This is a genomic window from Arthrobacter sp. CP30, assembly GCF_053470025.1.
Window position 1 is genome coordinate 114832 of sequence record NZ_JBQEMM010000005.1, and the last position, 12626, is coordinate 127457.

The window sequence follows — 12626 nt, forward strand, 5'->3', positions numbered from 1 at the left end:
TGCCAGTCTACACCGCTGCACCCGACTGCCGGACGTACAGCGGCCCGTCCGCGGTGAAGATCCCGTCGAGCCGCTGGTCATGGGGCTCGACCGGGATGACGCCGTCGGCCAGCACCTCCGAGCGGTAGACGACACCCCACCGCGGGACGGCTGACGGCACCTCGGCCAGGAAGCGATCGTAGTAGCCGCCGCCCTGTCCGACGCGGTGCCCGGAGCGGTCGACGCCGAGGGCCGGAACGAGGATCAGTCCGACGCCGGCGAGATCCCCGAAGGCGCGTCGCGGCCCGACGGGCTCCAGCACCGGAGCGCGGACCGAGCGCTCCACTGCGATGTCAGGGGACCACAGCACCCAGGACAGGCGGTAGCCGGGATCGCAGACGGGCAGGACGACGTCGATCCCACGGGCCCGGAGTTCGGCGAGGAGGGGAGCGGTGTCGGGTTCGGGGTCGCCGGCGAGGTAGGCCGTGACCAGGGGGCGAGGTCCTGAACGGGCCCCGGCACCGTGCAGCAGCCCGTCGGCGTGATCCGCCACCACACGCGCGAGGTCCACGGACTGTGCGCGCCGGTCGCCGGGCTCGAGGTCGGCCCGTGCGGTCTGGAGCGCGGAGCGCAGCCTGGCCTTGGCCGTATCACCTGGGAGAAGCGTCATTCCACCATTGTGCTCATCCAACCGGCGATCGGCCGCCTGTTATGTAGTGTGGTGCCATGACTTTGCGATCACGCGTGACGAAGGCCGTTATCCCTGCGGCCGGCCTGGGGACCCGCTTCCTTCCTGCAACCAAGGCGATGCCGAAGGAAATGCTTCCCGTCGTGGACAAGCCCGCCATCCAGTACGTGGTCCAGGAGGCCGTCGACGCCGGCCTCTCGGACGTCCTGATGATCACGGGGCGGAACAAGCGAGCGCTCGAGGACCACTTCGACCGCGTCCCCTTCATCGAGCAGACACTCGAGGCCAAGGGGGACCACGAGAAGCTGGCCGCCGTCCGCCGTCCGTCCGAGCTCGGTGACATCCACTACCTCCGGCAGGGTGACCCGAAGGGTCTCGGCCATGCGGTGCTCCGTGCCAAGCTGCACGTGGGGGACGAGCCCTTCGCCGTCCTCCTCGGTGACGACCTGATCGACGAGCGTGACGCCCTCCTCGAGACCATGATCGAGGTGCAGGCGAAGACGGGTGGATCGGTCATCGCCCTGATCGAGGTGGATCCCGAGCAGATCAGCGCGTACGGCTGCGCCGACATCACGGGTATCGACGGCGAGGACCACGTCCGGGTGAACCAGCTCGTCGAGAAGCCGGCGGTGGAGGATGCGCCGTCCAACCTGGCCGTGATCGGCCGTTACGTGCTGCACCCGCGCGTCTTCGACGTCCTCGAGACGACGGCCCCGGGACGCGGGGACGAGATCCAGCTGACCGACGCCCTGCAGACCCTCGCCGCTGCCGAGGGCGAAGGGTCAGGCGTGTACGGAGTGGTCTTCCGCGGTCGCCGCTACGACACCGGGGACAAGCTCAGCTACCTGAAGGCCGTGGTGACGCTGGCCTCCGAGCGCGAGGACCTCGGCCCCGATCTCCGCGCCTGGATCAAGGACTTCAGCTCGAGCATCTCGGACTAGCACGCCATGTGGTCGGCGCTCGGCTGGCCTGTGACGCTCAGGACCGGGTCCCTGGTCCTGAGGCCCATCCGCCATCGGGACAAGGCAACCTGGACGGCGCTGCGCCATCGCAACGCGCGCTGGCTGGCGCCGTGGGAGGCGTCGAATCCGGACCCGGAGGGGTTCCTCCCCACCTACCACCAGATGGTGCGGTCCCTGACCGCGCAGGCCCGGGCTGGTTCCTCCCTGCCGTTCCTCATCACCGAGCAGGAGCCCGGCTCGCGCGATGCGCGGCTCGTCGGACAGCTGACGGTCTCAGGCATCACGTGGGGTTCGGCCATGTCGGCGACGCTGGGGTACTGGGTGGATTCCGCCCGCGCCGGCCGGGGGCTGGCGCCGACGGCGGTGGCTCTCGCCACCGACTTCTGTTTCAGGGACCTGGGCCTGCACCGTATGGAGATCAACATCCGCCCGGAGAACCGCGCCAGTTTGAGGGTCGTCGAGAAGCTGGGATTTCGCGATGAGGGGCTCCGCCCGCGCTACCTGCACATCGCCGGGGAGTGGGCCGATCACCGGAGTTTCGCGCTGACGGAGGAGGAGGTCCCGCGGGGACTGCTGATGCCGTGGCTGGAAACCCTGCGGTCCCGGGGCCAGTAGGGCGCCGTCGAATTCCCCGGGCAGCATATTAGGGCCCGACACACCGGTCCCAATGCTGCACGGAGGACCCGAAAGCTCCTACCGTTCTGAGTGTGGTCTTCTCCCTGGATAGCTCGTTGGTGCTCGTCGCGATCGTCGGTCTCTGGCTCGTCTGGGTGGCGCCCTTCCTCCTCCGGAGGGCTGTGCCGGACCTCGCTGCACACCCCCTCCCCGTGACGAACGCCGGGACGACACGTTCCAGGAAGACCGTGATGACGATGAGCGCGTTTCAGGATGACCGGCACCGCGGCCAGGGAGCGCCCCAGGCCGACTTCGCAGGAACCACCGCAGGCACCACCACGGGCGCCTTCGCGGACTCCGACGGCGCCGCCCGGTCGGCCCGCGTGGGACTCGGCTCCGTCCACTGGGGCCGCCTCTGCGTGGCCCTGGTCGGCGCACTCGCACTCCTGTCCGTCCCCGTCACGCTCGTGCTGACGGTGCTCGGTCTCGTTCCCGTGGCGACGCCCCTGATCGGCGTCGCAGTGGCCGCGGCCGCCGTCGTGACCCTGAGGACACTCGCCCTCCGCAGTCGGCGTGCGCGGGTGGACCGTGCTTTCGCCGAGGCCATGGCTCCCGTCCGCCCCGATGCTGCCGTGACGGCACCTGCGGCGTCCGTCGTTCCCGCTCCGCGACGTCCGACCGCCCTGTTCGACGCCGACGAGACGCAGGTCCGCGTCCTGACGGCGATGGAGCTGCGGACCGCCGCCCTCGCCGTCGCGCACGGGTCGACTGTCGTCGACATCCGGCCGGAGGCCGAGGAGGCCGAGGGCTCCGTTCTCCCGGAGAACGAGCGCACCACGGGTGCCGCGTGGGCTCCGGTCGAACTGCCCCGCCCCACCTACGTGGACGCGGCCAAGGTCGAGCGCCAGGCGCCCGCGCCGCTCGACCTTCCCGAGGCGCCGAAGCCGTCGTCGAGGACGCCGATCAAGGCGGCCGAAGCGGCGGCCCGGTCCGCCGAGGCCCCGGACCCTTCCGCGGATCGTGCACCGGCCACCGGACGGATCAACCTCGATGACGTGCTGCAGCGACGGCGCGCCTGACCGGTGCCGGGACCAGCGGGTGGTCGCCTCCGCGGCCCGTGCCTGCGTTAGCCGGATCGCGGCCGGCGCGTGAGGGCCCGCGATGTGCGGATCACCCGCGAGCAGGAGACGCTGGTGCTCCTGGGTTCCGAGGTGCCGGGAGACATCCTGCGTGACCTCCTGGCGGACCGTGGCTGGGACCTTCGTTCGTGGCAGCCGGGATCCCTCCATCACCGACCGGGCGCCGGGGTGACGGGTGTGTTCCCGATCGAGGTCGTCGCGTCTGTCGCCCCCGGCCACCGCGGCGGTCCCCGCGCGACGCCGGCCCCGGGGTACGCCTGCATCACCTCCTGCACCCTCCGGGAGCCGGGTGAGGAGGTCCGGGTGATCCACCGGCGCGACGCGGACACGCTCTTCGCGTGGATCCATCCGGCCGACCCCCGTGTGCCGGGACTGCCGCTCGCACTCGACGTCGGACGGGCCACCACGCTGGCGTTCGGCAGCAGCCACGACCCACGCGACACCGTGCTCGACCTCCGCAGCTACCGGCCCCTCCGCCGTGCCGTCGTCCACGTGCAGAACGGAGAGGACCGCCGGTACCTCAAGGCACTCCGGCGCAACGCCGCAGCACCCCTGGCGGAGCGCCACCGGCTCCTGCAGGAGGCGGGGGTACCGGCTCCTGTGCTCGACGGTGAGCCCGTCCAGGACGTCATCGCGATGCGTCCGGCGACGGGCAGGCCGCTCGCCGATCTCCTGATGACCGACGGAGCCGCAGAGGTGGACCCGCACGCGCTGGTCCGGGTCCTCACGTCGCTGCCGGCAGCGGTGATGTCCCTGCCTGTCCGCGCACCGTGGTCCGCGAGGGTGCTCGACTACGCCGAAGGCGCCGTGGCCGCCCTCCCCTCGGAGGCGGACCGAATCCGGAGGGTCGCCGCCGGCATCGATGGCGCCGTCCGGTCCACCGCGGCGGGCCCGCTGGTTCCCACGCACGGGGACTTCTACGAGGGGAACCTGCTGATCCGCGACGGTCTCGTGTCGGGGCTGCTCGACGTCGACGCGCTGGGGCCCGGTCGGCTCGTCGACGACCTCGCGTGCTTCCTCGGACACCTGGCCGTCCTGCCGGGACTCCACGAGGGCTACACGGAGGTTCCGGAGGCACTGCTGCGCTTCACCGATGCCTTCGAGCGCCACGTCGACCCGGCAGCCCTGCGCAGCCGAGCCGCGGCGGTCAGCCTCACGCTGGTCGCCGGCGCACGGCGACGGGCCGCGTCGGTGGCCGGGGAGGGCGCGGGGACGGCAGCGGGCACGGAAGCAGGGACCGGAGCGGGGATCTGGACAGGCACGCCCACCGGGAGGTACCCCGTGCCGGACGAGGGGCTGGGCGAGGCCGGATCGCGCTTGGCGGTGGCGGAACGCTTCCTCTCCGAGGCCGAGGACCTGGGAGCGCGGCGCCGCGGCGGGACGACCTGACGCCCGCAGGAGCCGTCCCTGCAGCCCGTGGGCGGCAGGGGCCCGTCGGCCGACGGGACGAGGGGTGCCCGGTCAGGCCTGCGCCCGGGTGACCCTGGTGTCCATCTGCAGGACCGGTGTCCCGTCCGCCTCCTCGATGTCCAGTCGGACGGAGACGCCGATGCCTGCCAGGGACGTGAGGTGCGTGCCGCCGCAGGGGATCTCGGCGCGCTCGCCCGGCAGGTCGCACACCCAGTAGCGGCGATCGGTCAGGCCGCCGCCGTCGCTGCGGATACTGATGGGAGCGCGTGTCGCCGTCCACGCGGCGAGCGTCTCGTTGACGGTCGCCGCGATCGCCGCCGGGTCGAGGTCCTCGACGCCGAAGCCCTTCCGCCGGAGCGACTTGCCCAGCCGGTAGCGGTCCCGGGAACCGAACGCGCCGATCACGGTGGTGTCGATCGCGAGGGCGTCGAAGTTCGGGGCGCCGAGGGCATCCACGGTGACGTCCTTCTTCCACCGGCCGGCGAGAGCCCGGTTCAGGGCGAGGGACGCCAGGTGGCAGCCCGTATGGCCCGCGGACACGGCGGCACGGTGCGTGGCGTCGACGCGCACCACGACGTCGTCACCCTCCGCGGGTGTCGACTCCGAGGCCAGGACATGCACGACGACGAACGCCCAGCCCTCGGTCCCCTTCCGGACCGGCGACTCGGCGCCGAGATGGAGGGTGGTGCCGTCGGTGGCTCCGACCACGCAGTCGCTCACCTCCCACACGCTCCCGGCGCCCGCCAGCACGCCGCGGTCCGGTCCCTGGTCAGGCCAGGCGGAGTCGACGGGATGGAAGGCCGTGGTGTCGAGCAGGACCACCCGCCGGCCGTCGTCGCGTATCTCGACGTGCAGCACGCGCGCCGTCGAGTCGACGGCGCCGGAGGGGTAGGTCACGAGCGTGTCGTGGCGGGGGAGGGTCATCGGAGCTCCTGGAGGGGTGGGCGGCGGCGCGGGTGCGTCGCGACGGTCGGGGAAGCGCGCGTCAGGCGCTGGGCGGCTGCTGTACCAGCCGCTCGAGAAGGGGTTCGGTGCGGTAGGGGATGTGCTCGTGCAGGGCGAGCACCGTCTCGGTGCGGATGACGCCCTTGATCCGCAGGACGGAGCGCAGCGCCACCTGCAGCTGGTGGGTGTCGGTGGCTGCGACGCGGCACCAGACGTCGCCGCGACCGGAGATCTCGTGCACCTCGAGTACCTGGTGGAGGGTCCTCAACCCGGCGATCACACCGTCGAGCTCGCGGTGCGCGACCTCGATGGTGATGAAGGCGACGACGTCGTAGCCGAGCGCCTCGAGGTCGAGCTCCCGGCCCCCGGGGCGGAGCGCCCCCGCGCGCAGCAGCCGGCGCATGCGGGCCTGGGCCGTGTTCCGGGCCACCCCGAGCAGGTCGCTCAGCTCGCTGACCTGCGCCCGGGGGTCACGGACCAGCTCGAGCAGCAGGCGCAGATCGAGGGTGTCCAGCTTGCTCATGTAGCTCACTTCCCGTCAGTCGCCGGCGTCCCCGTTGCGCACGCCGCTCAAAAACGGATGCAGCGACGTCACAGGGAGTGCAGTGGACCTCATCCTATAGAAGTCCGGGCAGACCGCTGCCCCGGGAGGCGCCTACGCTGGGCGCGTGTGCGCGAGGAGAAGTGGTGGGATGAGCGTCATCAATGAGCTGCGGATGAGACCGGCGACGGTCGAGCGCCGCAGCTGGGATGCCTCGCTGGCGGTCCGCCTCGGGCTCGCCGTGACGGTGATCTCCACCCTCCTCATCGGCGCGAACCTCGCCACGCCGATCTATCCGCTCATCCAGGCGGACCTCGGCCTGACGCCCTTCGCCGTCACCGTGGCCTTCGCCTCCTATGTCCTCGCGCTGATCACCGGTCTCGTCCTCGCGGGCCACTGGTCGGACCACATCGGCCGGCGGGCGGCGCTCGTCGTGGCCGTCGTCCTCGGGCTGCTGGGAGCCGCGCTGTTCGCGGCCGCGACCTCGCTGCCCATGCTCGCTGCCGGTCGGGTGCTCCAGGGTGCGGCCGTCGCCCTCGCCACCGGTGCCAGTGCGGCGGCCCTGCGCGATCTGCTGCCCTCCCGGCCCGACTGGGCGTCGCGCTTCACCCTGATGGCCTCCGCCGGGGGAGTGGCCGCGGGTCCGGTGATCGGCGGCCTGCTCTCCCTCCTGCCCGCACCGACCCGGACGCCCTTCGTGATCTACCTCGGGGTCCTGGCCACGCTGCTCATCCCCCTCGTGCTGCTGCGTGCGCGCCCGGCCGTGAAACCGGCCGCCGGGGACAATCCGCTCGCGGTACTCCGGCCGCGCCGACCGGCGGTGTCGGCAGAGGCCCGGCGGGCGTTCTGGACGGCCTCGAGCGTCGGCTTCCTCAGTTTCGCGGTCTTCGGATTCACCCTCAGCCTGGCTCCCACCTGGTTCGCGGACATCGCCGGCACGCAGTCGCGCCCACTGATCGGGCTCCTCGCGGCGCTCGTGCTCGGGTCCTCGGCCGTCAGCCAGCTGCTGTCGCCGCGCGGACGCTTCGTCGTCCCGGTGGGACTCGCCGGGATGGCGCTCGGTGTCGGCCTGCTCCCTGCGGCCCAGTCGACCGGCAGCCTCCCGCTGCTGGTCGGGGCCTGCGTGGTCGCCGGATTCGGACAGGGCATGGCCTTCCGGGTGGTGTTCAACGAGGTGTCCGTCCGCGTTGACCCGGCGCACCACGCGCAGACCATCAGCGCTGTGTACGTCATCACCTACCTGGGCAGCGCTGTCCCCGTGCTCGGGCTCGGCGCCGCAGCGGGCAGCTGGGGGCTCACAGCGTCCGTGACGGTGTTCGCGGGGCTGGTGGCCGCGGTCTGCGCCGTCCTCGCCGTGGTGTCCCTCGCGGTACGCCTGCGGCGACCCCGCTGACCCTTACGGTCCGGGAGCGACCGGTGCCCGGGACGGGTCGGCAGCCTGCCGGGGCGACGGGGCACCCCACCGCGGCTTTGTAGGCTGTAGCCATGCCTGACATCCCCAACGCCCCCTCCACCCCCCAGTCATCGGGCCCGGGGGAGGCCGGCCCTTCGGCGGAGCCGACCACGTCCCTGGTCGTGGGACTGGACATCGGCGGCTCCAAGACCCATGGAGCGCTCTGGGCCGACGGCGTGCTCGTCGGCGAGGCACGAGCGGGCAGCGCCAACGTGCAGAACGTGACGCCCGACGATGCCGCGCGGAACCTGGCGGAGCTGTTCCTGGAGCTCACGCCGGCCGGAGGCGCGGACGTGGCGCAGGTCGTCGCAGGCTCCGGGGGAGTGGACACCGCGGAGGACGCCGAACGGCTGCGTGGGCTGATCCGTCCGCACGCCCCCGGCGCCGCCATCGACGTCGTGCACGACACGCGGCTCATCCTGGCGGCCGGCGGTGCCAGGACCGGCATCGCCGTCATCGCCGGCACGGGCTCCGTCGCCTGGGGCGTCGACGGGGACGGCCGGGAAGCCCGCTCGGGGGGCTGGGGATATCTCCTCGGGGACGAGGGCAGCGGCTACTGGGTGGCCCGCGAGGCCGTGCGGCGGACCCTGCACCGCCACGACGCCGGTCAGCAGCCCGACGACCTCGATGCCGCGGTCCTCGCACTCAACGGGGTCGCCACGCCCACCGAACTCATCGGGCTGTTCCATTCGGGTGCCGGGCGGACCTACTGGGCTGCGCAGTCGCGTGCCGTGTTCGACGCCGCACGGACCGGTCACACGGAGGCCGGTGGCATCATCGACCGCGCGGCGGAGGACCTCACGCAGCTCGTGCTCGACGTCGTCGACGTCATCGGGCTGCCGGGTCCCGTCGTCCTCGGGGGCGGGCTCGCGATGCACCAGCCCGACCTCCAGGCGCGCCTCCGGCACCGGTTCTCCGACCGCGGCATCGATGACGTCGTCTTCCTCGACCGGGACCCCGTGATGGGCGTGCAGTTCCTCGTCGCGGACGGCGGCCGGGCCGGGCGCTGACCCGCGGCAGCCGACGGACCGCCCGGAAACCCGTCATCGGGCCGCCGGGCCCGCCGTGGCGCGGGTGCCGACGTGATGGACCCGTGACCCATATGCGGTCTTGTCCGCTCCGAAGTCAGGGTTAGACTCAGAACTTCCGACAGCTTGAACTGACCGCTGCGCGCCCCGCCCAGTGACCATCCAGACGGCAAGCCGGACCCGTACCTCGTGCGGACCCGCGGGCGCAGCCCGGCCGAGAAGCTCCTGCCCGGAAAGGCACAGCTGCCATGACATCCCTAGAGCAATCGTCCGGCCCGCTCCCCATGATCCGGTTCAACGGCATCACCAAGACCTACGACGGCGGCCGACCCGCCGTCGACGACCTGAGCATGGACATCGACCGGGGCAGGATCACGGTCTTCGTGGGACCGTCCGGCTGCGGCAAGACCACGTCGCTGCGCATGATCAACCGCATGGTCGAGCCCACGTCGGGCACCATCCTCCTCGACGGGCAGGACGTCGCCCTGCAGAAGGCCGCCGAACTCCGCCGCTCCATGGGCTACGTCATGCAGTCCTCCGGTCTGATGCCGCACCGCTCGGTCATCGACAACATCGCGACCGTCCCCCGCCTGAACGGGGTGCCCCGGGCGGAAGCGCGGGCGCGCGCGACGGAACTGCTCGACGTCGTCGGCCTCGCGTCGGAGCTCGGGCGCCGCTACCCCGGGCAGCTCTCCGGCGGCCAGCAGCAGCGCGTCGGCGTGGCGCGCGCCCTCGCCGCTGACCCTCCCGTGCTGCTCATGGACGAGCCGTTCAGCGCCGTGGATCCCGTGGTCCGTGCGGAGCTGCAGGAGGAGCTGCTGCGCCTGCAGCGGGACCTGGCCAAGACCATCGTCTTCGTGACCCACGACATCGACGAGGCGACGATCCTCGGCGACAAGGTCGCCGTCTTCGCCGTCGGGGGCCGCCTCGCGCAGTTCGCTGCGCCCGAGGAGATCCTCCGGGCGCCCGTCGACGACTTCGTCGCCGGCTTCGTGGGGCGGGACCGCGGATTCCGGCACCTCTCCTTCCAGCAGGGGGACCACGTCACGGTGCATCCGATCGAGACCATCGAGGTGGATCAGCTCGCGGACCCGACGGTGTCGGTGCGGTCGGCGTGGACGCTCCTCGTCGACGCCGACGGGCGCCCCCACGGCTGGGTCCCGCAGGCCACCCGCGGCAGCATCGCCACGCAGGCCGACGCCGTGCCGGGAGGATCGCTCTACACCCGCGGCGACACGCTCCGCCGAGCGCTGGACGCCGCCCTCTCGTCGCCGTCGGGCCTCGGGGTGGCGGTCGACGACGACGGGCGCGCGATCGGTGTGGTCCGGGCCGCCGAGGTCTTCGAGCTCATCGAGCGCGCCCGCCTCGACCGCGGACGCGCCGACCACAACACGGCGGTGTAGGGATGGACTGGGTCCAGGGAATCGTCGAGTACATCCCCGCCAACGCGGCCCTGCTGCGTGAGCTCACCGGGAACCACCTCGTCCAGTCGATCCTGCCGATCGTGTTCGGGGTCCTCATCGCCGTGCCCCTCGCGCAGATCGCCCGCCTCAACCGTCCGGCGGGTGCCGTCATGCTGACGGCGTCGTCGCTCCTGTACACCATCCCGTCGCTGGCGATGTTCGTCTTCCTGCCCCTCGTGCTCGGCACGAGCATCCTCAGCATGGTGAACGTCGTCGTCGCCCTGACCATCTACGCGGTCGCGCTGCTCATGCGCTCCACGGTCGACGCGCTGAACTCGATCGACGACGGCGTCCGGCAGGCCGCCGTCGCGATGGGCTACACGCCCCTGCGCCGGTTCCTGACCGTCGACCTGCCCCTGTCCGTACCGGTCCTCATCGCAGGCGTGAGGGTCATCTCGGTCACCAACATCTCGATGGTGAGCGTGGGCGCGCTGATCGGGGTGCCGAGCCTCGGCCGCCTCTTCACCGACGGCCTCACGCGTAACTATCCCGAGCAGATCGCCGTCGGGATCCTCGTGACGCTGTTGCTCGCCCTCGTGCTCGATCTCCTGCTCGTGCTGCTGGAGCGGGTCCTCACACCGTGGACGCGCGCCACCCCGGCCCGCACCGCCCGGGCTGCGGCCCTCGAGGCGAGGACGGTGGCCGCCTGATGGATTACTCGAGCAGCAACCTGTTCGTCCAGATGGGCGAGTGGCTGTCGGATCCCGTGAACTGGAGCGGCTCCCGCGGGATCCCGATGCGCGTCCTGGAGCACCTGGGCTACGTCGGCCTGACCATGCTGATCGCCTGCGCCATCGCCATCCCGCTCGGCCTGTTCGTCGGGCACACCGGCCGTGGCCGGGTGCTGATCGTCTCGGGCATCGGCATCCTCCGGGCGCTCCCCACCCTCGGCATGGTGTTCCTCTTCGCCCTGCTCTTCTACCGGGGGGTGCTGCCCTCGGTCTGGGCCCTGGTGCTGCTGGCCGTTCCACCGGTGCTCAGTGGCGTGTATGCCGGGATCTCCTCGGTGAACCGCACCGTGGTCGACGCCGCCCGCAGCATGGGGCTGACCGAGTGGCAGATCCTCTTCCGGGTGGAGGTGCCGAACGGTCTCCAGGTGATGATCGGCGGCGTCCGCGCCGGGATCCTGCAGGTGGTCGCGACCGCTACGGTGGTCGCCTACGCGAAGGCGGACGGCCTGGGAGTGTTCCTCGTGGAAGGGACGCAGATCAACGACAACGGCCGGCTCTTCGGGGGTGCCGTGATCATCGCGGTCCTCGCGATCGCCGTCGACGGCCTGATGGCCCTCATCCAAAAGTTTGCGATCTCCCCGGGGCTGCGGGCCACGCAGCCGCCCGCGGGACCGCTGAAGGAATCTGGCCGGCAAGAGGCCGTAGCCAGTGCACAAGGAGGAACAACATGAAGAACCTGTCACACCCGCGCGCCGCTCGGCGCGCCATGATGGGACTGGCCGGCGGCCTGACGGCCATGCTGGCGTTGACTGCCTGCGGTGCCAACAGCGACCCCCAGGGGGAGACAGAGAGCGCAGGGCCCGAAGGGTCCATCGTTGTCGGCTCAGCTGATTTCCCGGAGAGCCAGATCATCGCGGAGCTCTATGCAGGCGCGCTGAACGCCGCCGGCGTCGAAGCGACCACCAAGCCGAACATCGGTTCGCGCGAGATCTACTACCAGGCCATGGAGGACGGCTCCATCAATGTCATCCCCGAGTACAGCGGGAACCTCCTGCTGCTCGCCGACACCGAGGCGACGGCCGCCTCGGCCGAGGAGATCATGGCAGCCCTTCCCGACGCCCTCGCGGCCAAGTCCCCGGATGCGAACCTCGGTGTCCTCGAGCCCAGCGAGGCCGAGGACAAGGACGCGCTCGTCGTCACGGCGGCCACGGCCGAGGAGTACGGGCTGGAGTCCATCGCCGATCTCGCCGAGGTCTGCGGCGAGATCACCCTCGGTGCACCGAGCACCTTCCAGGAGCGCTCGTACGGTCTGCCGGGCCTGAAGGAGAAGTACGGCTGTGAGCCGGGCAGCTTCGAAGCCCTGAACGACGGCGGCGGTGAGCTCACGCTCCAGGCGCTCCTCAACGACGACGTCCAGGTGGCGGACATCTACACGACGACGCCGTCCATCGAGGACAACGACCTCGTGGTCCTCGAGGACCCCGAGAACAACTTCATCGCCCAGCAGGTCCTCCCGCTCATCAACACCGGGACGGTGAGCGAGGAGGCGCAGAACGTCCTCAACGAGGTGTCGGCGCAGCTGACCACCGAGGACCTGCTGTCCCTGAACCGCGAGGTCAGCGGCGAGGAGAAGCGCAGCCCTGCTGACGCCGCCGCCGACTGGCTGGCCGACAAGGGCCTCGCCGGCTAGCCCGGGAGCTTCCTGCCCGTGGACAGCAGGGGCCCGGGACGC

13 protein-coding genes are annotated in these 12626 nt (G+C 71.6%); 10 read left to right on the forward strand and 3 right to left on the reverse strand.

The window, feature by feature from the left end; genetic code table 11:
• Positions 1-7: 7 nt before the first annotated feature.
• A complete protein-coding gene (locus ACTIMO_RS08820; protein ID WP_448182177.1) occupies positions 8-649 on the reverse strand; it encodes a 5-formyltetrahydrofolate cyclo-ligase in 642 nt (213 codons plus the stop codon).
• A gap of 56 nt (positions 650-705) precedes the next feature.
• Here ACTIMO_RS08820 and galU point away from each other — a divergent pair, with 56 nt between their 5' ends.
• The 4 genes from galU (at position 706) to ACTIMO_RS08840 (ending at position 4772) form a co-directional block, all read left to right on the forward strand.
• Positions 706-1608 carry a UTP--glucose-1-phosphate uridylyltransferase GalU gene (galU, locus tag ACTIMO_RS08825; protein WP_448182178.1) on the forward strand — a complete coding sequence of 301 codons (903 nt, stop codon included), beginning with the start codon at positions 706-708 and terminating at the stop codon, positions 1606-1608.
• A 6-nt stretch (positions 1609-1614) separates the two neighbouring features.
• A complete protein-coding gene (locus ACTIMO_RS08830) occupies positions 1615-2244 on the forward strand; it encodes a GNAT family N-acetyltransferase (RefSeq protein WP_055768463.1) in 630 nt (209 codons plus the stop codon).
• Positions 2245-2336: 92 nt separating this feature from the next.
• Positions 2337-3323, forward strand: a complete 987-nt coding sequence (locus ACTIMO_RS08835; RefSeq protein WP_422390313.1) for a hypothetical protein — start codon at positions 2337-2339, stop codon at positions 3321-3323.
• Between the two features lie 84 nt (positions 3324-3407).
• Complete coding sequence (locus tag ACTIMO_RS08840; protein ID WP_448182179.1) at positions 3408-4772, forward strand: phosphotransferase; 1365 nt, start codon at positions 3408-3410, stop codon at positions 4770-4772.
• Between the two features lie 72 nt (positions 4773-4844).
• Here the strand turns inward: ACTIMO_RS08840 and ACTIMO_RS08845 are convergent, their stop codons facing one another.
• Together ACTIMO_RS08845 and ACTIMO_RS08850 are read right to left on the reverse strand one after the other, a co-directional pair.
• Complete coding sequence (locus ACTIMO_RS08845) at positions 4845-5717, reverse strand: metal-dependent hydrolase (protein WP_448182180.1); 873 nt, start codon at positions 5715-5717, stop codon at positions 4845-4847.
• A gap of 61 nt (positions 5718-5778) precedes the next feature.
• Entirely contained in the window at positions 5779-6261 is a 483-nt protein-coding gene (locus ACTIMO_RS08850; protein ID WP_200914776.1) for an Lrp/AsnC family transcriptional regulator, read from the reverse strand.
• A gap of 169 nt (positions 6262-6430) precedes the next feature.
• On the opposite strand from ACTIMO_RS08850, the gene ACTIMO_RS08855 reads away from it, so the two are divergent.
• The 6 genes from ACTIMO_RS08855 to ACTIMO_RS08880 all read left to right on the forward strand — a co-directional run bounded on the left by ACTIMO_RS08855 (position 6431) and on the right by ACTIMO_RS08880 (position 12584).
• On the forward strand, positions 6431-7672 hold the full coding sequence (locus ACTIMO_RS08855) for an MFS transporter (RefSeq protein WP_448182181.1): 1242 nt from the start codon (positions 6431-6433) through the stop codon (positions 7670-7672).
• A 92-nt stretch (positions 7673-7764) separates the two neighbouring features.
• Positions 7765-8742: an N-acetylglucosamine kinase gene (locus tag ACTIMO_RS08860; protein WP_448182182.1), complete on the forward strand. Its 978-nt coding sequence runs from the start codon at positions 7765-7767 to the stop codon at positions 8740-8742.
• 302 nt (positions 8743-9044) lie between these two features.
• Complete coding sequence (locus tag ACTIMO_RS08865) at positions 9045-10163, forward strand: ABC transporter ATP-binding protein (RefSeq protein ID WP_055768481.1); 1119 nt, start codon at positions 9045-9047, stop codon at positions 10161-10163.
• A 2-nt stretch (positions 10164-10165) separates the two neighbouring features.
• Positions 10166-10873: an ABC transporter permease gene (locus ACTIMO_RS08870; RefSeq protein ID WP_422390309.1), complete on the forward strand. Its 708-nt coding sequence runs from the start codon at positions 10166-10168 to the stop codon at positions 10871-10873.
• Positions 10873-11625 (forward strand): ABC transporter permease, encoded by a 753-nt coding sequence (locus ACTIMO_RS08875; RefSeq protein WP_191931554.1) that lies wholly within the window; start codon positions 10873-10875, stop codon positions 11623-11625. Before ACTIMO_RS08870 ends, ACTIMO_RS08875 begins: the two co-directional genes overlap by 1 nt.
• Positions 11622-12584 (forward strand): glycine betaine ABC transporter substrate-binding protein, encoded by a 963-nt coding sequence (locus ACTIMO_RS08880; protein WP_448182183.1) that lies wholly within the window; start codon positions 11622-11624, stop codon positions 12582-12584. Before ACTIMO_RS08875 ends, ACTIMO_RS08880 begins: the two co-directional genes overlap by 4 nt.
• Positions 12585-12626 lie beyond the last annotated feature (42 nt).

Excerpts from the sequence above, each read along its gene's own strand:
- ACTIMO_RS08820 (WP_448182177.1), bottom strand. The coding sequence starts at position 649 with ATGACGCTTCTCCCAGGTGATACGGCCAAGGCCAGGCTGCGCTCCGCG.
- ACTIMO_RS08860 (WP_448182182.1), top strand. The coding sequence starts at position 7,765 with ATGCCTGACATCCCCAACGCCCCCTCCACCCCCCAGTCATCGGGCCCG.
- ACTIMO_RS08865 (WP_055768481.1), top strand. The coding sequence starts at position 9,045 with ATGATCCGGTTCAACGGCATCACCAAGACCTACGACGGCGGCCGACCC.
- galU (WP_448182178.1), top strand. The coding sequence starts at position 706 with ATGACTTTGCGATCACGCGTGACGAAGGCCGTTATCCCTGCGGCCGGC.
- ACTIMO_RS08830 (WP_055768463.1), top strand. The coding sequence starts at position 1,615 with ATGTGGTCGGCGCTCGGCTGGCCTGTGACGCTCAGGACCGGGTCCCTG.
- ACTIMO_RS08880 (WP_448182183.1), top strand. The coding sequence starts at position 11,622 with ATGAAGAACCTGTCACACCCGCGCGCCGCTCGGCGCGCCATGATGGGA.
- ACTIMO_RS08855 (WP_448182181.1), top strand. The coding sequence starts at position 6,431 with ATGAGCGTCATCAATGAGCTGCGGATGAGACCGGCGACGGTCGAGCGC.
- ACTIMO_RS08870 (WP_422390309.1), top strand. The coding sequence starts at position 10,166 with ATGGACTGGGTCCAGGGAATCGTCGAGTACATCCCCGCCAACGCGGCC.
- ACTIMO_RS08845 (WP_448182180.1), bottom strand. The coding sequence starts at position 5,717 with ATGACCCTCCCCCGCCACGACACGCTCGTGACCTACCCCTCCGGCGCC.
- ACTIMO_RS08875 (WP_191931554.1), top strand. The coding sequence starts at position 10,873 with ATGGATTACTCGAGCAGCAACCTGTTCGTCCAGATGGGCGAGTGGCTG.
- ACTIMO_RS08850 (WP_200914776.1), bottom strand. The coding sequence starts at position 6,261 with ATGAGCAAGCTGGACACCCTCGATCTGCGCCTGCTGCTCGAGCTGGTC.